Origin of the sequence: Streptomyces sp. Y7 (assembly GCF_043195415.1) — a bacterium.
Classification (GTDB): Bacteria; Actinomycetota; Actinomycetes; order Streptomycetales; family Streptomycetaceae; genus Streptomyces.
In genome coordinates this window covers 54,588-75,030 of sequence record NZ_JBIDDQ010000032.1, presented here as the reverse complement: position 1 = coordinate 75,030, position 20,443 = coordinate 54,588, and the positions used below count along the sequence as shown (strand labels likewise).

22 protein-coding genes and 1 pseudogene are annotated in these 20,443 nt (G+C 71.5%); 18 read left to right on the top strand and 5 right to left on the bottom strand.

What is annotated here, in order from left to right; translation table 11 throughout:
* The first annotated feature begins 20 nt into the window (after positions 1–20).
* From ald to ACGFW6_RS40190, 12 genes are all read left to right on the top strand, one after another.
* Positions 21–1,145, top strand: coding sequence for an alanine dehydrogenase (gene ald / locus ACGFW6_RS40245; RefSeq protein ID WP_393521475.1), 1,125 nt, complete (start codon positions 21–23; stop codon positions 1,143–1,145).
* A 516-nt stretch (positions 1,146–1,661) separates the two neighbouring features.
* Positions 1,662–2,684: a ParA family protein gene (locus tag ACGFW6_RS40240; RefSeq protein WP_393521473.1), complete on the top strand. Its 1,023-nt coding sequence runs from the start codon at positions 1,662–1,664 to the stop codon at positions 2,682–2,684.
* Positions 2,669–3,280 carry a hypothetical protein gene (locus ACGFW6_RS40235; RefSeq protein WP_393521471.1) on the top strand — a complete coding sequence of 204 codons (612 nt, stop codon included), beginning with the start codon at positions 2,669–2,671 and terminating at the stop codon, positions 3,278–3,280. Before ACGFW6_RS40240 ends, ACGFW6_RS40235 begins: the two co-directional genes overlap by 16 nt.
* Before the next feature lie 18 nt (positions 3,281–3,298).
* The gene (locus ACGFW6_RS40230; RefSeq protein ID WP_393521469.1) at positions 3,299–4,537 is read left to right on the top strand and encodes a segregation and condensation protein A; all 1,239 of its coding nucleotides are present in this window, start codon (positions 3,299–3,301) and stop codon (positions 4,535–4,537) included.
* Positions 4,534–5,217, top strand: coding sequence for an SMC-Scp complex subunit ScpB (gene scpB / locus ACGFW6_RS40225; protein WP_393521467.1), 684 nt, complete (start codon positions 4,534–4,536; stop codon positions 5,215–5,217). Before ACGFW6_RS40230 ends, scpB begins: the two co-directional genes overlap by 4 nt.
* Positions 5,217–6,338 carry a pseudouridine synthase gene (locus tag ACGFW6_RS40220; RefSeq protein ID WP_393521465.1) on the top strand — a complete coding sequence of 374 codons (1,122 nt, stop codon included), beginning with the start codon at positions 5,217–5,219 and terminating at the stop codon, positions 6,336–6,338. The genes scpB and ACGFW6_RS40220 overlap by 1 nt, the downstream gene beginning before the upstream one ends.
* 109 nt (positions 6,339–6,447) lie before the next feature.
* The gene (locus ACGFW6_RS40215) at positions 6,448–7,410 is read left to right on the top strand and encodes a sigma-70 family RNA polymerase sigma factor (RefSeq protein WP_393521463.1); all 963 of its coding nucleotides are present in this window, start codon (positions 6,448–6,450) and stop codon (positions 7,408–7,410) included.
* A complete protein-coding gene (locus ACGFW6_RS40210; protein ID WP_393521461.1) occupies positions 7,407–7,955 on the top strand; it encodes a TIGR03086 family metal-binding protein in 549 nt (182 codons plus the stop codon). The genes ACGFW6_RS40215 and ACGFW6_RS40210 overlap by 4 nt, the downstream gene beginning before the upstream one ends.
* Positions 7,956–8,006: 51 nt before the next feature.
* Complete coding sequence (locus ACGFW6_RS40205; RefSeq protein WP_393521459.1) at positions 8,007–9,425, top strand: DHA2 family efflux MFS transporter permease subunit; 1,419 nt, start codon at positions 8,007–8,009, stop codon at positions 9,423–9,425.
* Between the two features lie 68 nt (positions 9,426–9,493).
* Positions 9,494–10,240, top strand: a complete 747-nt coding sequence (locus ACGFW6_RS40200) for an NUDIX domain-containing protein (protein WP_393521457.1) — start codon at positions 9,494–9,496, stop codon at positions 10,238–10,240.
* Positions 10,237–11,259 carry an ADP-ribosylglycohydrolase family protein gene (locus tag ACGFW6_RS40195; RefSeq protein WP_393521455.1) on the top strand — a complete coding sequence of 341 codons (1,023 nt, stop codon included), beginning with the start codon at positions 10,237–10,239 and terminating at the stop codon, positions 11,257–11,259. Before ACGFW6_RS40200 ends, ACGFW6_RS40195 begins: the two co-directional genes overlap by 4 nt.
* A 3-nt stretch (positions 11,260–11,262) precedes the next feature.
* Positions 11,263–12,012 (top strand): DNA polymerase beta superfamily protein, encoded by a 750-nt coding sequence (locus ACGFW6_RS40190; protein ID WP_393521453.1) that lies wholly within the window; start codon positions 11,263–11,265, stop codon positions 12,010–12,012.
* Here ACGFW6_RS40190 and ACGFW6_RS40185 read toward each other — a convergent pair.
* The 3 genes and pseudogenes from ACGFW6_RS40185 to ACGFW6_RS40175 all read right to left on the bottom strand — a co-directional run.
* The gene (locus ACGFW6_RS40185; RefSeq protein WP_393521451.1) at positions 11,938–12,681 is read right to left on the bottom strand and encodes a DNA polymerase beta superfamily protein; all 744 of its coding nucleotides are present in this window, start codon (positions 12,679–12,681) and stop codon (positions 11,938–11,940) included. The genes ACGFW6_RS40190 and ACGFW6_RS40185 overlap by 75 nt on opposite strands.
* A gap of 22 nt (positions 12,682–12,703) precedes the next feature.
* Positions 12,704–13,147, bottom strand: a complete 444-nt coding sequence (locus tag ACGFW6_RS40180) for a Rieske (2Fe-2S) protein (RefSeq protein ID WP_393521449.1) — start codon at positions 13,145–13,147, stop codon at positions 12,704–12,706.
* Positions 13,144–13,297 (bottom strand): annotated as a pseudogene (locus ACGFW6_RS40175) (DUF6529 family protein); the annotation flags it as partial. The pseudogene ACGFW6_RS40175 and the gene ACGFW6_RS40180, both read right to left, overlap by 4 nt.
* Positions 13,298–13,394: 97 nt before the next feature.
* Between ACGFW6_RS40175 and aroH the strand changes: the two are divergent.
* The 5 genes from aroH (at position 13,395) to der (ending at position 17,839) form a co-directional block, all read left to right on the top strand.
* A complete protein-coding gene (aroH, locus tag ACGFW6_RS40170; protein WP_393521447.1) occupies positions 13,395–13,763 on the top strand; it encodes a chorismate mutase in 369 nt (122 codons plus the stop codon).
* The gene (locus ACGFW6_RS40165; protein ID WP_393521445.1) at positions 13,760–14,845 is read left to right on the top strand and encodes a prephenate dehydrogenase; all 1,086 of its coding nucleotides are present in this window, start codon (positions 13,760–13,762) and stop codon (positions 14,843–14,845) included. Before aroH ends, ACGFW6_RS40165 begins: the two co-directional genes overlap by 4 nt.
* A 109-nt stretch (positions 14,846–14,954) precedes the next feature.
* Entirely contained in the window at positions 14,955–15,641 is a 687-nt protein-coding gene (gene cmk, locus ACGFW6_RS40160; protein WP_393521443.1) for a (d)CMP kinase, read from the top strand.
* Between the two features lie 53 nt (positions 15,642–15,694).
* Complete coding sequence (locus ACGFW6_RS40155; RefSeq protein ID WP_393521518.1) at positions 15,695–16,282, top strand: lysophospholipid acyltransferase family protein; 588 nt, start codon at positions 15,695–15,697, stop codon at positions 16,280–16,282.
* 81 nt (positions 16,283–16,363) lie between these two features.
* Entirely contained in the window at positions 16,364–17,839 is a 1,476-nt protein-coding gene (gene der, locus ACGFW6_RS40150) for a ribosome biogenesis GTPase Der (protein WP_393521441.1), read from the top strand.
* 49 nt (positions 17,840–17,888) lie between these two features.
* Here the strand turns inward: der and ACGFW6_RS40145 are convergent, their stop codons facing one another.
* Together ACGFW6_RS40145 and ACGFW6_RS40140 are read right to left on the bottom strand one after the other, a co-directional pair.
* The gene (locus ACGFW6_RS40145) at positions 17,889–18,239 is read right to left on the bottom strand and encodes a hypothetical protein (protein WP_030958440.1); all 351 of its coding nucleotides are present in this window, start codon (positions 18,237–18,239) and stop codon (positions 17,889–17,891) included.
* 134 nt (positions 18,240–18,373) lie between these two features.
* The gene (locus ACGFW6_RS40140) at positions 18,374–19,156 is read right to left on the bottom strand and encodes a hypothetical protein (protein ID WP_393521439.1); all 783 of its coding nucleotides are present in this window, start codon (positions 19,154–19,156) and stop codon (positions 18,374–18,376) included.
* A 538-nt stretch (positions 19,157–19,694) separates the two neighbouring features.
* On the opposite strand from ACGFW6_RS40140, the gene ACGFW6_RS40135 reads away from it, so the two are divergent.
* Positions 19,695–20,381 carry a transglycosylase family protein gene (locus ACGFW6_RS40135; protein WP_393521437.1) on the top strand — a complete coding sequence of 229 codons (687 nt, stop codon included), beginning with the start codon at positions 19,695–19,697 and terminating at the stop codon, positions 20,379–20,381.
* The last annotated feature ends 62 nt before the right edge of the window (positions 20,382–20,443 follow it).

The following is a 20,443-nucleotide window of genomic DNA, read 5'->3' as shown; positions in this document are numbered from 1 at the left end:
CACCCTCTGAGCCAAGGACCGTGATCGACGTGAAGGTCGGCATCCCCCGCGAGGTCAAGAACAACGAGTTCCGGGTGGCCATCACCCCCGCCGGCGTGCTGGAGCTGGTGCGCCATGGCCACCAGGTCGTCATCGAGCAGGGCGCCGGTGTCGGCTCGTCGATCCCGGACAGCGAGTACGTCGCCGCCGGTGCCCAGATCCTGCCCACCGCGGACGAGGTCTGGGCCACCGCCGACCTGCTGCTGAAGGTCAAGGAGCCCATCGCCGAGGAGTACCACCGCCTCCGCAAGGACCAGACGCTCTTCACCTACCTGCACCTGGCCGCCTCCAAGGAGTGCACGGACGCCCTGATCGAGTCCGGCACCACGGCCATCGCCTACGAGACGGTCGAGCTGCCCACCCGGGCGCTGCCGCTGCTCGCCCCGATGTCCGAGGTCGCGGGCCGCCTGGCCCCGCAGGTCGGCGCCTACCACCTGATGCGCGCCAACGGCGGCCGCGGTGTGCTGCCCGGCGGCGTCCCCGGCGTGCTCGCCGGCCGTGCCGTCGTCATCGGCGGCGGCGTCTCCGGCTGGAACGCCGCGCAGATCGCCATCGGCATGGGCTTCCACGTCACCCTGCTCGACAAGGACATCAACAAGCTGAAGGAGGCGGACAAGATCTTCGGCACGAAGATCCAGACCGTCGTCTCCAACACCCTGGAGCTGGAGAAGGCCTGCCTGGAGGCCGACCTCGTCATCGGCGCCGTGCTCATCCCGGGCGCCAAGGCCCCGAAGCTCGTCACCAACGAGCTCGTGTCGCGCATGAAGCCGGGAAGTGTCCTTGTCGACATCGCGATCGACCAGGGCGGCTGCTTCGAGGACTCGCGTCCCACCACGCACGCCGAGCCGACCTTCCCGGTCCACGAGTCGGTCTTCTACTGCGTCGCCAACATGCCGGGCGCGGTGCCCAACACCTCCACCTACGCGCTCACCAACGCGACGCTGCCGTACATCGTCGAGCTGGCCAACCGCGGCTGGGTCGAGGCGCTGCGCCGCGACGCCGCGCTGGCCAAGGGCCTCAACACGCATGACGGCAAGGTGGTTTACCGCGAGGTCGCCGAGGCGCACGGCCTGGAGCACGTGGAGCTCGAAACGCTGCTCGGCTGAGCCGATCGCCTAAGTCACTTTCTGGTAAAGGCGATACGTCAACACGAGTCGTCAACCGCACGCACCCGGCCGGACCTTGCCCGAAAAGGTCCGGCCGGATGTGTGTATGGTCACTTTGCGACTCTCGGTCAACTCGCCTCGAACGCAACCCTTCGACCGATTCGCACACCGGTGAAACCTGCTGTGCGACGGCCGTACGCCCTTGACAGCGGGATGTTTCATTGTCGACACATCTGCCCGGTCCGGCGGATTGTGTTGCTGCGGACGCCCGACACGCCATAGAGTCGCCAACCGTCGGCATGGTGCCACGCTGACCTGTCTAGAAATTTCCTGGTCACCAAGGAGGTAAGACGACTTGTGAATGAGTCGACATTTTCTCCCGGGGGTGGTCAACCAGGAGCGCCGGTACGGGGCCAGGGCCCCGAGGGGTTCGAGGCTGTCGGCTCCGTCGCGGTGCGCACCTTCGCAGCCCACCAGGGTCACCAGGTCTCCTCAGGGGTGACTCTGCCAGCACACATGAGCATGGATGGCCATCACGTGAACGCCATGGCCGGCGACGGAAGTGGCGCGCCCCACAACCAATTCGCCGTCTACGACGAACTGCCCGACGGGCACTTCTACGACCCCGACGCGGAGTACGAGCCCGACCCCGAGTACGCGGCCACGCTCGCGCCCGACGCTGCCCGGCAGCGCCGTGAGCGCATCGGCCCGACCGGGCGCCCGCTGCCGTACTTCCCGATCCCGGGTCCGCTGACCGACCACGGCCCCGCGAAGATCATCGCGATGTGCAACCAGAAGGGCGGCGTGGGCAAGACGACGTCGACCATCAACCTGGGTGCGGCGCTCGCGGAATACGGACGCCGGGTCCTGCTCGTCGACTTCGACCCTCAGGGCGCGCTCTCGGTCGGCCTCGGCGTCAACCCGATGGAGCTCGACCTCACCGTCTACAACCTGCTCATGGAGCGGGGCATGTCGGCGGACGAGGTGCTCCTGAAGACGGCGGTCCCCAACATGGACCTGCTGCCGAGCAACATCGACCTGTCGGCCGCCGAGGTGCAGCTGGTCAGCGAGGTCGCGCGTGAGTCGACGCTCCAGCGTGCCCTCAAGCCGTTGCTGCCCGACTACGACTTCATCGTGATCGACTGTCAGCCCTCGCTCGGCCTGCTCACGGTCAACGCGCTGACGGCCGCCCACAAGGTGATCGTGCCCCTGGAGTGCGAGTTCTTCGCGCTGCGTGGTGTGGCGCTGCTGACCGAGACCATCGAGAAGGTCCAGGAGCGGCTCAACCCGGAGCTGGAGCTCGACGGGATCCTCGCCACGATGTACGACTCACGCACGGTGCACAGCCGTGAGGTGCTCGCGCGTGTGGTCGAGGCCTTCGACGACCACGTCTACCACACGGTCATCGGACGCACGGTCCGCTTCCCGGAGACCACGGTCGCCGGTGAGCCGATCACCACCTACGCCTCCAACTCCGTCGGTGCCGCCGCCTATCGCCAGCTCGCCAGGGAGGTGCTCGCCCGGTGTCACGCCGAGTGAGTCTGCCGGGGGCCGACGAACTGTTCCGTACGACAGGGGGTATGGCGCTCCAGCCGTCCACTCCCCGGCGCCCCGCCAACGGCGAGGCCCGGGTGCCGGCTCCCGCGGGGGAGAGCGACTCGGCCGCGGCCGTGGAGGACGCGCCGCAGTCGGTGCCCGCACAGGGCGGTGACGGCGACGGCGCGGAACACGTGGCGGCCGACGCGGAGTCGGCCGACGCCGGCGAGTCGCGCAGCCGGTCCGCCACGGCGGAGCGTTCCTCCCGTCGTCAGACGGCGCAGGAAGGTTCTGCCGGAGCGTCCGTGAGTGCCCCCGGCTCCGCGCCCGCCGGTGCCCCCGCCTCCGCGCCGCGCAAGCGGGGGCGTTCCGCCTCGCGCCGGCCCAGCGGCCGTGAACGGCACGACGAGAAGATCACCGTGTACGTCTCCGCCGAGGAGCTCATGGATCTGGAGCACGCCCGGCTGGTGCTCCGCGGTGAGCACGGGCTGGCCGTCGACCGCGGGCGGATCGTCCGCGAGGCGGTGGCCGTGGTCCTGGCGGATCTGGAGAGCCGCGGAGACGCAAGCATCCTCGTACGACGGCTTCGCGGGCGGTAGCGGTAGCCTGCGGGGGCCATGACCTCGAACGACGTTCCCGCCCGCGGTGCCGGTGCCTCCGGCGGCCGCCGGCGTGCGCTGGGCCGGGGGCCGGGAACGACACCGGTGCCCGTGCCGGATCCCGTATCTGCGGAGCCGGAGCCGCAGCTCGAGGTACCTGAGGCTTTCGACGCCCCCGTGGCCGTGGTCCCGGAGCCGCGCCCGGAACCGCCGGCCGTCGTGGCCGAGCCGGAGACCGAGGTGCCCGAGCCGGAGACCGAGCCTCCGGCGGTCGTGCCCGAGCCTGACACCGAGTCCCTGGTCCTTACGTCGGGACCGGACTCCGAGTCCCTGGTCCTCACGCCGGAACCCGAGCCCGAGCCCGGACCCGGGCGGGGGCCGGAGCCGGTCGTTGAGGCCGCCGCCGTCGAGGAATCCGCGCCCGAAGCCGGTGACGGCGGTGACGACGGCGGTGTCTTCAAGGTCCGGCTCGCCAACTTCGAAGGCCCCTTCGATCTGCTCCTCCAGCTGATCTCCAAGCACAAGATGGACGTCACCGAGGTCGCGCTGTCCAAGGTGACCGACGAGTTCATGGCGCACATCCGGGCCATGGGTCCGGACTGGGACCTCGACGAGACGACCGAGTTCCTCGTGGTCGCGGCGACCCTGCTCGACCTCAAGGCGGCCCGGCTGCTGCCCTCCGCCGAGGTGGAGGACGAGGCCGACCTCGCGCTGCTGGAGGCGCGGGACCTGCTGTTCGCGCGGCTGCTGCAGTACCGGGCGTACAAGCAGATCGCCGACATCTTCAACCGGCGGCTCGACGAGGAGGCACGGCGCTATCCGCGGACCGTCGGGCTCGAACCGCACCATGCCGAGCTGCTGCCCGAGGTCGTCATCAGCATCGGGGCGGAAGGATTCGCCAGGCTCGCCGTCAAGGCGATGCAGCCCAAGCCCAAGCCGCAGGTCTACGTCGATCACATCCACGCGCCGCTGGTCAGCGTGCAGGAGCAGGCCGGGATCGTCGTCGCGCGGCTGAAGGAGCTCGGCGAGGCCAGTTTCCAGTCCCTGATCGAGGACACCGACGACACGCTCACGGTCGTGGCACGCTTCCTCGCCCTGCTGGAGCTGTACCGCGAGAAGGCCGTCGCCCTCGACCAGGAGACCGCCCTCGGCGAGCTCCTCGTGCGCTGGACCGGCGGGGAGGGCGACGAGGCGCCGATGGTGACCGACGAGTTCGACCGGCCGCCCGAGCCGCCGAAGGAGGAGAAGAAGGCGTGAGTGAGGAGAGCACCGAACTGCCGGCCGGGCTGCGCACCGTCGCGGACCTCGATCTGAAGCCCGCCCTGGAGGCGATGCTCATGGTCGTGGACGAACCCGCGACCGAGGAGCACCTCGCGAAGATCCTGGAGCGGCCCAGGCGCCAGGTCGCCGACGCCCTGCGGGAGCTCGCCGACGAGTACGCCGTGCAGGGGCGCGGCTTCGAGCTGCGGTTCGTCGCGGGCGGCTGGCGCTACTACACGCGGGCCGAGTACGCCGCGGCCGTGGAGCGCCTCGTCCTGGACGGCCAGACCGCCCGCCTGACCCAGGCCGCCCTGGAGACGCTCGCGGTCGTCGCGTACCGTCAGCCGGTCAGCCGCAGCCGGGTCTCGGCCGTACGCGGAGTCAACTGCGACGGTGTGATGCGCACCCTCCTCCAGCGAGGGCTGGTCGAGGAGGCGGGCGCGGAACCTGAAACAGGTGCGATCCTGTACAGGACGACGAACTACTTTCTGGAGCGGATGGGCCTGCGCGGTCTGGACGAGCTCCCGGAGCTCGCGCCCTTCCTCCCGGAGGCGGAGGCGATCGAGGCCGAGACCCAGGAAGGTGTGCCGTCGTTCGACCCGGACGCTCCCGATGACGGTCCGGGCGCCCCGGCACCACGGGGCACCGACGACGCAGACGACCAGACGGAACTTTGATGCGAAGCAGCAGCGGCAGGAACAGCAGCGGAAACAACGGCGGGAGCCGTGGTGGCAACAGCGGCGGCCGCGGCGGAAGCAGCGGCGGCCGCGGTAACTACCGCGGCGCCGGTAACAACCGCGACGACCAGCAGGGCGGCCGGCCGAGGAAGCCGCGCCCGGAGGAGCGCCGCTACGACGTGGGCCCCGGCGCGACCCAGGAGGGCCCGAAGTCGGGGCGTGGCGCCTCGGCGCGCGGCGGCGCCAAGGGCGGCCCCAAGCAGTCCCAGGGCACCGGCCGGGGCCGCTCGGCGCCGGCGACCTCCCGCGAGTACGACGCGCGCGCCGAGGAGCGCAACCGCGAGCGCTACGCCGGCAAGAAGGACGTCAAGCTGCCCAAGACCTTCCCGGGCGCCGAGCAGGAGGGCGAGCGCCTGCAGAAGGTCCTCGCGCGCGCCGGCTACGGCTCACGGCGTGCCTGCGAGGAGCTGATCGAGCAGGCCCGGGTCGAGGTCAACGGCGAGATCGTCCTGGAGCAGGGCAAGCGCGTCGACACGGAGAAGGACGAGGTCAAGGTCGACGGCCTGACGGTCGCGACGCAGTCGTACCAGTTCTTCTCGCTGAACAAGCCCGCCGGCGTCGTGTCGACGATGGAGGACAACGAGGGCCGGCAGTGCCTCGGTGACTACGTCACCAACCGGGAGACGCGTCTCTTCCACGTCGGGCGGCTCGACACCGAGACCGAGGGCGTCATCCTGCTCACCAACCACGGTGAGCTGGCGCACCGGCTGACCCACCCCCGGTACGGCGTGAAGAAGGTCTACCTCGCGCACATCGTGGGCCCGATCCCGCGCGACCTGGGCAAGAAGCTCAAGGACGGCATCCAGCTGGAGGACGGCTACGCGCGCGCCGACCACTTCCGGGTCGTCGAGCAGACCGGCAAGAACTACCTGGTCGAGGTCACCCTGCACGAGGGCCGCAAGCACATCGTGCGCCGCATGCTGGCCGAGGCGGGCTTCCCGGTCGACAAGCTGGTGCGTGTCGCCTTCGGGCCGATCACGCTGGGCGACCAGAAGTCGGGCTGGCTGCGACGCCTTTCGAACACCGAGGTCGGGATGCTGATGAAGGAAGTCGACCTCTAGGAAGCCCGATCCGAAGCCCCATGTGTCGGCCGGTCCCGGAACAGCTCCGGGGCCGGCCGATGCGTTTTCGCCCCCGCGCCGGTCTGTACTGGTGACGGAGGGAGCGGGGATGAGTGCGACCACGACGGACCGGGACGAGTTCGTCCGGCTGACCGACCCGTACCGGCGGGAGCTGCTCGCGCACTGCTACCGGATGCTGGGCTCGGTCGACGAGGCCGAGGATCTGGTGCAGGAGACGTATCTGCGGGCCTGGCGGTCCTACGACGGCTACGAGGGCCGGGCGTCGTTGCGGACCTGGCTGCACCGGATCGCCACCAACACGTGTCTGACGGCCCTGGAGAGCCGCGCGCGACGTCCGCTGCCCTCGGGGCTCGGCGGGCCCGCAGAGACGCCTGAGGAGCCGCTGACGGCCCCTGTGACGGACGTCCCGTGGCTCCAGCCGCTGCCTGACGCGCTCGTCGACCCGGCGAACGTCGTGGCCGCGCGGGGGAGCCTGCGCCTGGCGCTGGTCGCGGCCCTGCAGAACCTGCCGGCGCGGCAGCGGGCCGTGCTGATCCTGCGGGACGTGCTGGCGTGGCGGGCGGCCGAGGTGGCCGTACTGCTGGGCACGTCCACCGCGGCGGTGAAGAGCAGCCTCCAGCGCGCGCGTGCCCGGCTCGACGAGGTGGCGCCGGACGAGGACCTCCTGGCGGAGCCGGAGGGCGCCGCGGACCGTGAGGTGCTCGACCGGTACGTGGCCGCCTTCGAGAACGCCGACCTGGACGCCCTGATCGGCCTCCTCCAGGACGGCGTCGAACTGGAGATGCCGCCCTACCTGCAGTGGTTCAGCGGCAAGAAGGACGTACTGCGGTTCCTCCGGGCACGGGTGCACGACAAGGGCACCCTGCGGATGCTGCGCACGCGCGCGAACGGACAGCCGGCCGTGGCGATGTACGTACGCGACGCGGACGGCGTGTTCCGGGGGCACTCCGTGCAGGTGCTCACCGTGCGCGAGGACGCCCTGGCCCGCATCACCGCCTTCATCGATGCGCGGGTGCTCGACCGGTTCGAACTGCCGAGGGAGCTGTCGTGAACTCCGGGGAACTGCTGGAGCGTTCGCTCGCCTACACGCTGGGCAGCGTCGCCGGGATACGGTCCGTGAGCCTGGGGCGGGGGACACCCTGCGCCGAGTGGGACCTGGGGGAACTGCTCGCGCACCTCGACGACTCGCTGGACGCGCTGTACGAGGGGCTCACGGGTGGGCGGATCGGGCTGTTCCCGCGCTCCGACCGGGTCTGCGGCCTGCGTACGCGCGCGTGCGCGGTGCTCGGCGCCTGGGCCGCCGGGCCCACCGGGGAACGCGTCCTGGTCGGTGAACGGCCGCTGGACGTGCGGGTGATGGGCGCGGTCGGCGCCGTCGAGATCGCCGTGCACGGATGGGACGTGGCCCAGGCGTGCGGCCGGTCCCGGCCCATACCGGTGTCCCTCGCGGCGGAGCTGCTGAGCGTCGCCCGCCTGGTGGTCGCGGAGGAGGACCGGGGCGTGCGCTTCGGCGCGCCGGTCGAGGTGGCGCCACGCGCGCGTGCCGACGTGCGGCTGCTGGCCTTCCTCGGCCGCCGCGATTCCTTTCCGGGGTGAGCCCGGTCTGCCTTCCGTGAGTGACCGGAGCGACTCACGGAAGGCACGGCCATGACCGACACCCTCAAAGCCCCGCAACTGCGCACACCACCCGCCGGACGGGAGCCTGCCCGGCGCGGGTGGACCGTCGCCCTCGCCGGCCTCGGCGCGCTGCTGTGCTCCCTCGACGTCGTGGTCGTCGCCACCGCGCTGCCCGCGCTGCGGGCGGACTTCGGGGCCGGCCTGTCCCAGCTGGAATGGACGATCAACGCCTACAACCTCGTCTTCGCCTGTCTCACCTTGACCGGCGCCGCGCTCGGCGACCGGTTCGGGCGGCGTCGGATGTACCTCGTGGGCCTCGCCGTCTTCACGCTCGCCTCGGCGGCCGCTGCCCTCGCCCAGGGACCGGGCCAGCTCATCGGTGCCCGCGTCGTGCAGGGCGCGGGGGCGGCCGTCCTGCTGCCGCTCACCCTGACCCTCATCAGCGAGGCGTTCCCGGCCGAGAAGCGGGGCGTGGCGATCGGGCTGTGGGGCGGGGTGACCGGACTCGGCGTGGCCGCCGGGCCGGTGCTGGGCGGCGCCGTCACCGAGGGCCTGTCGTGGCAGTGGATCTTCTGGCTGAACGTGCCCATCGGGCTCGCCATGCTGCCGCTCGCCGCGACCAGGCTGCGCGAGAGCTACGGCACCCGGCCCCAACTCGACCTCGTCGGACTGGTGCTGGCGGCCGTGGGCCTGACCGGCCTCGCCTGGGCACCGGTGCGGGCGCCCGAGGTCGGGTGGGGCAGCGCGGAGGTGCTGACCGCGCTGGTGGTGGGGGCGGCGTTCGTTGCGGCCTTCCTCGCCTGGGAGCGCCGTGGCGCCCGCTACCCGATGCTGCCCCTGTCGCACTTCCGGCGGCGCGGCTTCTCGACCGCCAATGCCTCCGGCTTCCTCCTCTTCGCCTCGCTGCTCGGCGCCCTGTTCATGATCACGCAGCTCTTCCAGCTCGGCCTCGGCTACTCCCCGCTGGAGGCGGGCGTGCGGATCCTCGTCTGGAACGCCACGCCCCTGCTGGTCGCGCCGATCGCCGGGGCGCTCGCCGACCGGTTCGGGAACCGGCCGTTCATGCTGGGCGGCCTGGTCCTCCAGGCGACGGGCCTCGCGCTGCTGGCCGGACAGCTCGAACCCGGCGTCGGGTACGGCAGCCTCGTCCTCCCGCTGATCGTCGCGGGCGTCGGCATCTCCATGGTCTTCCCGAGCGTGGCCAACGCGGTGACCTCGTCCGTCCCGCTGGGTGACGCGGGTGTCGCGGCCGGCGTCAACAACGCGCTCCGTGAGCTCGGCGGTGTCTTCGGGGTCGCCGTCGCCGCGGCCGTGTTCACGACGTACGGCGGCTACGGCTCGCCGGAGGCGTTCATCGACGGCGCCGGGGCGGCGCTGTGGGTGAGCGCGGGCGCGGCGGCCGTCGGCGCGGCGGTGGCGGCGTTCGCGCCCGGCCGCGGCCGGACCTAGGCCAGGGGGTTGCCCTGACCTCCCCACCCTCTTTATAGTCGTAGTGACTATTAAGGGGGTGGGTTCGCATGGAACACGACGCCGCAGACCACGACGACGTGGACTACGACAAGTACGCCCATGAACCCTTCGCCGTCACCGCCGACCTCGCCGTCCTCACGATCCTCGACGGCGTCCTGCACGTCCTGCTCGTCGAGCGCGGGCAGCAGCCGTACCGGGGACACTGGGCACTGCCCGGCGGCTTCGTGCAGCCGGACGAGTCGGCGGAGACGGCCGCCCGGCGTGAACTCGCCGAGGAGACCGGCCTGTCGGACGTCTCCGGGCTGCACCTGGAGCAGTTGCGGACCTACAGCGAACCCGACCGGGACCCACGGATGAGGGTCGTCACCGTCGCCTTCACCGCGCTGCTGCCCCACCCTCCCGAACCGCACGGCGGCAGCGACGCCGCGCAGGCCCGCTGGGTGCCGTACGACAAGGCCGGGCCGCTCGCCTTCGACCACGACCGGATCCTGGCTGACGCCCATGAACGCGTCGGCTCGCAGCTGGAGTACTCCAGCCTGGCCACCGCCTTCTGCCCGCCCGAGTTCACCCTCGGCGAGCTGCAGCACGTCTACGAGGTGGTGTGGGGCACCGCCCTCGACCGGCCCAACTTCCGCCGCAAGGTGCTCGCCACGCCGGACTTCGTCGCCCCCGTCCCCGGCGCCGCCCGGCTCACCGGCGGCCGCGGCAAACCGGCCGCGCTGTACCGCGCCGGCACCGCCACCACCCTTCATCCGCCCCTGCTGCGGCCCACCTCGGAAGGACGCCCCGCATGACCACGACCACCGTCCGCAAACGCGCCGCCACCGGCTCCCTCCTCGGCCTCGCCCTCGGGGACGCGCTCGGCTTCCCGACCGAGTTCAACGACGTGCCGTCGATCCTCGCCAAGTGCGGGCCGTGGCGCGAGATGGACCTGCCGACGCCGGCCGTCGTCACCGACGACACCCAGATGACGCTGGCGCTGGGGAAGGGGCTGCGGACGGCGATGGACCGGGGTGTTCTCGGGCCGAAGCGGCTGGAGCGGCCGGTGCGCGAGGAGTTCGTGGACTGGTATCAGTCACCGGAGAACAACCGCGCGCCCGGCCGGACCTGTCTGGTCGCCTGCAATCTGCTGAAGGACGAGAACAAGCCCTGGCAGGACGCCAGCCAGATCGGCTCCAAAGGCTGCGGCGCCAACATGCGCGTCGCGCCGATCGGGCTCGTCCCCGGACTGAGCGACGAACAGCGGGCCGGCGCCGCCCAGTTGCAGTCGGCGCTCACCCACGGGCATCCGACGGCGCTCGCCGCGTCCGACCTGACCGCGCACGCCGTACGGCTCCTCGCGCAGGGGGCGGAGCCGACCGGGCTGGTCGGGCTGCTGCGGTCGTACGCCTACGAGAACCGCACCCAATACCACGAGCGCTGGCTCGGCGATCTGTGGACGCGCAGCCAGGACCCCACTCCCGAGCACTTCATCGCCCGCGGCTGGGACGACTGCCTGGGGGCCCTGGACCGCCTGCAGGAAGCCGTGCGCGGTGTCTCGCCCGAGACCGACCCGTGCCTGGCGACCGGCGAGGGCTGGATCGCCGAGGAGGCCATGGCCACCGGGCTGCTGTGCTTCCTGTGGTTCGTCGACGAACCGCTGACCGCCCTGCGGCGGGCCGCCTGCACCGCCGGGGACTCGGACTCGATCGCCTGCCTGGCCGGGGCGTTCGCGGGGGCCTGGCTCGGCGCGGACGTCTGGCCGAGGGAGTGGGCGGACCGGATCGAGTACCGGGGGGACCTGATGACCCTCGGGGCGCTCTGGGACGCTTGACGGATGATCGACGCCCTGGACATCGACCTCGCGCCCGTCGTCGCCGAACAGCCCGACCCGGTGCTGTTCGCGACCGTCTCCGGCGCGCACCTGTACGGCTTCCCGTCCCGCGACTCGGACGTCGACCTGCGCGGCGTCCATCTGCTGCCCACCGAGGATCTCGTCGGGCTGCGGGAGCCGGACGAGACCCGGTCGCGGATGTGGCTGCGGGACGGCGTCGAGATGGACCTGGTCACGCACGACCTGCGCAAGTTCGTACGGCTGATGCTGCGCCGCAACGGCTACGTGCTGGAGCAGTTGCTCTCACCGCTGGTCGTGCACACCACCGACGCCCACCGGGAGCTGGTCGCCCTCGCGCCCGGGGTGCTGACCAGCCATCACGCACACCACTACCGTGGATTCGCCGGCACCCAGTGGCGGTTGTTCGAGAAGACCGGCGAGCTCAAGCCGCTGCTCTACACCTTCCGGGCGCTCCTCACGGGTGTGCATCTGATGCGCAGCGCCGAGGTGCAGGCGCATCTGCCCACGCTGATCGGCGAGGTCGAGGCACCCGGCTATCTTCCGGAGCTGATCGCGGCCAAGGCGGAGCGGGAGCACGGGGACGCCGACGTCGACCACGCGCGCGTGTCGGCCGACGTGGAGCGGCTGCACGGCGTACTGGACGAGGCGCAGGCGGCCTCAGCCCTGCCCGACGCCCCCGGCGTCCACGACGCCCTGCACGCCTTCGTCGTACGGACCCGGCTGGAGGGCTGAGGCGCGGCGGGCCCGGAAGAGGAAGTCCTCCACCCGGCGGCGGTCCGGTTCGGCCGGGAGCGGGCTCGTGCGGGTGGCCTCCTCCGCCTCGCCCGCCAGGCGGGTCATCCGGGACTCCACCTCCGGCCAGGGCACCTCGCCGCGCTTGACCTCCAGCAGCTGCTCGCGCCGGTCGCCGACGTCGATTGTGAGGTGCCCGGTGCGCAGCAGGTCGCGGGCGCTCGTCAGCAGCCGCAGCAGGTGCATCGCGTGCTTCCAGCGGGGGGCGCCGTGCGCGCGGAGGTCGGCCTCCAGCTTCTTGCGCTGACCGAGCGCGTAGCGCGTGAACGTCTCGTGCGCCTGGCGGGACAGGAACGCCTCGCGCAGGGCGAGCAGCTCGCGGCCCGTGCCGTCGACGTGCTCCACGAGCGGGGAGTGCAGGCACTCCAGGATGTTCGGATTGGCGCGCAGGGCCAGCTCGCAGAAGCGCTCCAGCTCCCAGCTGAACTGCTCCTTCAGCGGGCCGTCGACATGCGTCGGCGGCTTCTCGAAGCGCCAGAACAGGGACGTCGGGGCCAGGAACACCCCCCGGCGATCGGTGTCGCTGGCGTCCGTGGCCAGCCCGAAGGCGCGCGAGCCCATCACACAGGCGTAGATCGTGTGGTCGCGTACCAGGCTCTCGGGGTGCATGGCCGGGAGGGTACGCGGCGGATCACACCAGGCGGATCGAATTTCCCTCCACGACGATGTTCTTCGCCGGCAGCGGCTGCGTGGCCGGCGGGTTGGCGACCGCGCCGTCGGTGATCTTGAACTTGCTGCCGTGGCACGGGCAGTTGATCGTTCCGTCCGAGACGCTGCCGACCAGGCACTGCTGGTGGGTGCAGATCGCCGAGAAGGCCTTGAACTGGCCCTTCTCGGGCTGGGTCACCACGACCTTCTCGTCCTTGAAGATCGTGCCACCGCCCACCGGGATGTCGGACGTGCTGGCCAGTTCGTCGCCGTCCTGACCGTCCTGGCCCGGAGTGACGGTGGTGGAGGTCGGCGTCGAGTCGCCGCTGCCGTTGCCGCCGGAATCGCCGCAGCCCGCGACGAGCGCCGTCGCGCCGGTCGCGCCCGTGGCGATGAGGATCGTGCGCCGCGTCGGACGGTTGGTCATGTCGTCACTCCGAAGGTGCGGAAGAACCAGAGGGCGGCAGCCGGCCCGGAAGCCACTGCGAGCGGATCAACAGCATCTTTGCACCCAAGGTGCCGAAGAAGAAGCAATTCAGGACGGAGTGCGGAAAATGCGCGAATCGTATGTCCGGTGGGCATCTCAGCGGGCGGGCGGGAAACGTGAGCCGCACACGGGCTGACTAGGCTGGACTCCCGAAGAGCCGATCCGTGACTCAGCAAGGAGCAGCGCCGTGGCGGTACGAGCGGTCCGGGGGGCCGTCCAACTGGAGCGGGACGACGCCGACCACATGGACGAGCAGGTCGGGGCCCTGCTCACCGCGATCCTGGAGCGGAACGCCCTCACCGCGGACGACCTGATCAGCATCTGGTTCACCGCCACGCCCGACCTGCACAGCGACTTCCCGGCGGCCGCCGCCCGCAAGCTCGGCGCCGGCTTCGCCGACGTGCCCCTCATCTGCGCCCAGGAACTGGACATCGAGGGCGCCATGCCCCGGGTCGTACGCGTCCTCGCGCACATCGAGTCCGACCGGCACCGCACCGACATCGCGCACGTCTACCTCGGTGCCGCGGCCGCCCTGCGCAAGGACATCGCCCAGTGAGAACCGCACTCGTCATCGGCACCGGCCTCATCGGTACGTCCGCCGCGCTCGCGCTCGCCGCCCGCGGTGTCGTCGTGCACCTCGCCGACCACGACCACGAGCAGGCCCGCACCGCCGCCGCACTCGGCGCCGGCACCGACGCGGCCCCCGACGGGCCCGTCGACCTGGCGATCGTCGCCGCCCCGCCCGCGCACGTGGCCGGGGTGCTCGCCGACGCCATGAGCCGGGGCGTGGCCCGCGGCTACCTCGACGTGGCCAGCGTCAAGGGCGGACCGCGCCGTGAGCTGGAGGCGCTCGGGCTCGACCTGTCGTCGTACATCGGCACGCACCCCATGTCCGGCCGCGAGAAGTCCGGCCCGCTGGCGGCGACCGGCGACCTCTTCGAGGGCCGTCCCTGGGTGCTGACGCCGACCCGCGACACCGACACCGAGGTGCTGAACCTCGCCCTGGAACTGGTCTCGCACTGCCGTGCCGTTCCGGTGGTCATGGACGCCGACGCCCACGACCGCGCGGTCGCCCTGGTGTCCCACATGCCCCATCTGATGTCCAGCATGGTCGCCGCGCGCCTGCAGAGCGCCGAGGAGGCGGCCGTACGGCTGTGCGGCCAGGGCATCCGCGACGTGACCCGGATCGCGGCCTCCGACCCGCGGATGTGGATCGACATCCTCTCCGCCAACCCGGGACCGGTCGCCGACCTGCTCACCGACGTCGCCGCCGACCTGGAGGAGACGGTACGGGCGCTGCGGGCGCTGCAGTCGTCCGACGAGGACAAGCGGACCGAGGGCACGGCCGGGATCGAGGACGTGCTGCGCCGCGGGAACGCCGGACAGGTGCGGGTGCCGGGCAAGCACGGGGCCGCTCCCCGGGTCTACGAGGTCGTCGCCGTGCTCATCGACGACCAGCCGGGCCAGCTGGCGCGGATCTTCGCCGACGCCGGCCGGGCCGGGGTCAACATCGAGGACGTGCGGATCGAGCACGCGACCGGGCAGCAGGCCGGTCTCGTCCAGCTCATGGTGGAGCCCAAGGCCGCGCCGGTGCTGAGTGCCGCCCTGCGGGAGCGGGGCTGGGCGATCCGGCAGTAGGCCGCCGAACAGCGCGCGGCCGGACGAGTGACGGGAACCCAGTAACCTTGTGCGGGGCGCCTTCGCGTCCCCACACTCCCGCCACACCGCACCAGGAAGGTGTCCCCCCGTGGAAAACGGTGCCGCCAAGCCCGTGATTGTCGCCATCGACGGCCCCTCCGGCACGGGCAAGTCGAGCACGTCGAAGGCCGTCGCCGCGCAGCTCGGGCTGAGCTACCTCGACACCGGCGCCCAGTACCGGGCGATCACCTGGTGGATGGTGACCAACGGCATCGACATCGAGGACCCGACCGCGATCGCGGCCGTCGCCGGCAAGCCCGAGATCATCTCCGGCACCGACCCGGACAACCCGACGATCAACGTCGACGGCACCGACGTGGCCGGCCCGATCCGCACGCAGGAGGTCACCTCCAAGGTCAGCGCGGTCAGCGCGGTGCCCGAGGTCCGGGCCCGGATCACCGAGCTCCAGCGCTCGCTGGCGACCTCCGCCGAGTACGGCATCGTCGTCGAGGGCCGCGACATCGGTACGACCGTGCTGCCCGACGCCGACCTGAAGATCTTCCTCACCGCCTCCGCGGAGGCCCGTGCCGCCCGCCGCAGCGGTGAGCTCAAGGGCGCCGACGTCAACGCCACCCGTGAGGCTCTGATCAAGCGTGACGCGGCCGACTCCAGCCGCAAGACCTCGCCGCTCGCCAAGGCGGGCGACGCGGTCGAGGTGGACACCACCGCGCTCACGCTGCAGCAGGTCATCGAGTGCGTCGTCACGCTCGTCGAGGAGAAGCGAGCCGCGAAGTGAGCCTTCCGTCAGAGCGGGGTGCCGACATCGGCCGGCGCATCGGCGTCGGCCTGATGTTCGGGCTGTGGCGGCCACGCGTCCTGGGAGCCTGGAAGGTGCCCGCGACCGGGCCGGTGATCTTCGCGGTGAACCACAGCCACAACATCGACGGCCCGATGGTCATGGGCGTGGCGCCCCGGCCGGTGCACTTCCTGATCAAGAAGGAAGCGTTCGTCGGCCCGCTCGACCCGTTCCTGACCGGCATCGGCCAGCTGAAGGTGGACCGGCACTCCGCCGACCGGACGGCCATCACGCAGGCCCTCGACGTCCTGTCGAACGGCGGCGTCCTCGGCATATTTCCCGAGGGCACCCGGGGCGAGGGCGACTTCGCCTCGCTGCGCGCCGGGCTCGCCTATTTCGCCGTGCGCGGCGGCGCTCCGATCGTCCCGGTCGCGGTGCTGGGAAGTTCCGAGAAGCGCGGACGGTTGGTCAAGGGGCTGCCTCCGCTGCGGCACCGGGTCGACGTCGTCTTCGGTGAGCCGTTCGACGCGGGGGACGGCAGCGGGCGGCGCACCCGCAGGGCGCTGGACGAGGCGACCGAGCGCATCCAGAAGCAGCTCACCGAGCACCTGGAAAACGCCAGGCGGCTGACCGGCCGCTAGGCGACACTGAGTAGTGGATCAGCCGGGAGAAAACCGGACGTTCCACCGATCACCACGATGAACGACGAGGTACGGACTTTCATGAACGACCACATCCACTCCGAGGGCTCGGGCGAGGAGCACGACCACGGAGAGCTTGGCGACGCCGAGTACGCGGAGTTCATGGAGCTCGCCGCGGAAGAGGGCTTCGACCTCGAGGACGTCGAGGGCGCCATCGAGGCGGCCGGCCACGGCCCGCTGCCCGTCCTCGCCGTCGTCGGACGGCCGAACGTCGGCAAGTCGACGCTCGTCAACCGCATCATCGGGCGCCGTGAGGCCGTCGTCGAGGACAAGCCGGGCGTCACCCGCGACCGTGTGACCTACGAGGCCGAGTGGGCGGGCCGCCGCTTCAAGGTCGTCGACACCGGCGGCTGGGAGCAGGACGTCTTCGGCATCGACGCCTCCGTGGCCGCGCAGGCCGAGTTCGCGATCGAGGCCGCCGACGCCGTCGTGTTCGTCGTCGACGCCAAGGTGGGCGCCACCGACACCGACGAGGCGGTCGTACGACTGCTGCGCAAGGCCGGCAAGCCCGTCGTGCTGTGTGCCAACAAGGTCGACGGCCCCAGCGGCGAGGCGGACGCCTCATACCTGTGGTCCCTCGGCCTCGGCGAGCCGCACCCGGTCTCGGCGCTGCACGGCCGCGGCACCGGCGACATGCTGGACGCCGTCCTGGAGGCGCTGCCGGAGGCGCCCGCGCAGACCTTCGGCACCGGGGTCGGCGGCCCGCGCCGCATCGCCCTGATCGGCCGCCCGAACGTCGGCAAGTCCTCGCTGCTGAACAAGGTGGCCGGCGAGGAGCGCGTCGTCGTCAACGAGCTGGCCGGCACCACCCGCGACCCGGTCGACGAGCTCATCGAACTCGGCGGTGTCACCTGGAAGTTCGTCGACACGGCGGGCATCCGCAAGCGCGTCCACCTCCAGCAGGGCGCCGACTACTACGCCTCGCTGCGCACCGCGGCCGCCGTCGAGAAGGCCGAGGTCGCGGTGATCCTGATCGACGGCTCCGAGTCCATCTCGGTCCAGGACCAGCGCATCGTCACCATGGCCGTCGAGGCGGGCCGGGCGATCGTCATCGCCTACAACAAGTGGGACACCCTCGACGAGGAGCGCCGCTACTACCTGGAGCGGGAGATCGAGACCGAGCTCGGCCAGGTCGTCTGGGCGCCCCGGGTGAACGTCTCGGCGCGCACCGGACGGCACATGGAGAAGCTGGTCCCGGCGATCGAGACGGCCCTCGCGGGCTGGGAGACCCGGGTCCCGACCGGACGGCTGAACGCCTTCCTCGGTGAGCTGGTCGCCGCCCACCCGCACCCGATCCGCGGCGGCAAGCAGCCCCGCATCCTGTTCGGCACCCAGGCGGGCACCAAGCCCCCGCGGTTCGTGCTCTTCGCCTCCGGCTTCATCGAGGCGGGCTACCGCCGCTTCATCGAGCGCCGGCTGCGTGAGGAGTTCGGCTTCGAGGGGACGCCGATCCACATCTCGGTGCGGGTCCGCGAGAAGCGCGGCAGGAAGAAGTAGCAGACATGGCTGAAGGGCGGCCCGCAGTGGGGCCGCCCTTCACATGTGTTCAGCCTCGGCGCGCCGGCGGCAGCGCGGCCGGGACGTGGTGCATCCCCGTGCCCTGCTGGCCGATGTGCCCGACCCGCTGCCACTGCGGCTGCTGACCGCTGCCGTGGCGCGCGCTGTGCGCCCCCGCGCTGTAGGCGCTGTACGAGCTGCTGAACGACCCCGGGCGATGCCCGCCGTACGGCCCCGTACCACGCTCGATGTTCCCGAAGGCGATGAACCCCAGGTCCTCCTCGCCACTGCGATCACCCGGCAGCGAACGGAAGGACTTGACGTACTCGGCATAGAGCGCGTCGTAGATAGGCGTGGGCGAGGGGCCGCCCTGATGGCGGGGAACGTCGTATGCATGCACGTATGTCCAAACGACCCGGCACCGGAAGAGATGCGGCTGGGCAGCGCACCAAAGGGGCGCGGGGAACTGCGCGACCGGCCACCCGTGACCCGCAGCCGCCGAACTCCGTGCAGCCCCCGCTGAACAGGCGCTTCTCAGGTGCCGGCAAGCGGCAGCGCCGCCGCGACCAACTTCCCGTTCGCCGCGGCCTTGTCCAGCGCGTCCCGGAGCAGGTCCTCGCGGGGCTGGCGCCCGATGGATCCCACCGGCGCGGCGAACATCAGCACCTGCTGGTGCTTGTTCGCGGCGGCCCGCCAGCCGTCCGTCACCAGCAGCGGCTGGTGCGCCTGCCACCACGCGACCGGCTGCCCGCCGTTCGTGCCGGGCTGCAGCACCGCGTGCAGCTGCCCCATGGCCAGCAGCACCGACCAGCCGTGCAGCACCGGCGGCACATCGGCCAGCTCGGTCGCCGGCATGAACCCCTGTTCGATGAGCAGCGGAAGGAAGTCGTCCCCGGCGCCGACCGCCCCGGGGCGCACGATGGGCCCGGTGGGCTCGACGACGAGCGCGGGGTGCAGCTCCCCGGCGATGAGCACCAGTCCGCTGGTCACGCCGAGTACGGCCTGCTCCGGCACGATCGCCTCCGGCTCCAGGTCGACCCGGTCACCGGTGATGGACTTCACGGCGCCCTGCAGCTGCTCCTCGGTGACCTGCACGACCTGCGAGGGCAGGCAGGTGGCGTGGGCGAAGGCGAGGACGGCGGTCTCGTCCCCGATGAACAGGACGGTGCTGGTGCGCTCCTGTTCGGAGTCGCCCGGGGTGCGGCAGGACGTGCAGTCGTAACTGCCGGGGGCGTTCTCCCCGGCGAGCAGCCGGTCGGCTTCCTCGTCGCCGATCTCGGCACGTACCTCGTCGCTGACATCGAGCATGCGCGGCACGGGTGGCTCCTCGGGATGTGGTGCGTGGCGGGGTCGGGTGGCTCCCGGCCCGTGAACCGGGCGGATCCCGGGCTCATGAAAAGACAACGGGCGATCTGTGGCGGGAGTCACGCACGACAGCGAACGGAATCGAACCATCCGACGCGGAGGGTCACCTTGTGTGCGGAATCGCCCACTCACCGTCAAGTGCCGGGAAATGCAAGGAAGTTGGTTGCGTGGGGTGCATCACAGATCGTCGGGGTCGCAGGTCGACAAATCCGGAAATCAGGGAATGAAGTGGGTGGCTGAAAATCGCCGATACCGGAGGTAACGGCTAACTGGCCTGGACCGACGAGGAGTTGGTTGATCCCGGCCGGTCGGTGTCCCTACATTCCTCCGCCGTGTGCAGCGAGCACCGCTCGGGTACGTCCGCCGACCGCACCAGCATGCTTCACCGAACGACCTTCCGGCGGACGGGGCGAGCGTGACCCGCACGTCCCATGGCGTGCAGGGTCGCGTGCCGTCCTGGGGGAGCCCGGGTCCTTCGAGAGGGACCTACATGTCCGAATGTGCCGATACCACTCACGACAACGCTCGCAAGGCGCCGAAGGCTTCGAACACGAGCCGGACGCGTACGACGGCGGTCCTCGCCGGGGCGGCACTGCTCGCCCCGCTCGGACTGCTGGCCGCGACAGGCAACGCCACAGCGGCGGACAGTGGAGTCTGGGACCGCATCGCCCAGTGCGAGAGCGGCGGCAACTGGCACATCAACACCGGCAACGGCTACTACGGCGGACTGCAGTTCTCCGCCTCCACCTGGCGCGCGTACGGCGGTACCGCCTACGCGCCGACGGCGGACCGGGCCGACAGGGCCCAGCAGATCGCTGTGGCCACCAAGGTCCAGCGCGCGCAGGGGTGGGGCGCGTGGCCGACCTGTTCGGCCCGGGCCGGAGCGTACGGCAGCGCCCCCGCGGCCTCCGCGGGCGGTTCGGAGTCCTCCGCCAGCAAGGCGGCCCCCTCGACCGCCAAGTCGGCCCCCGCCGCTCCGTCACAGGCGCCGGAGCGTTCCTCGGGGCACCAGACCCGCGACTCGTCCCGCGGTGACTACACCGTCCGTGAGGGCGACACGCTGAGCGGCATCGCCGCCCGGCACGGGACCACCTGGCGGGCGCTCCACGCCGCCAACGAGTCCGTCATCGGCGCCGATCCCCACTTGATCATCCCGGGGCAGCGACTCGAACTCTGAGTGCCGTCCCGGAGCCCCGCCCGGTCCGCCGACCGGGTGGGGCACCCGCGACCGTCCGACGT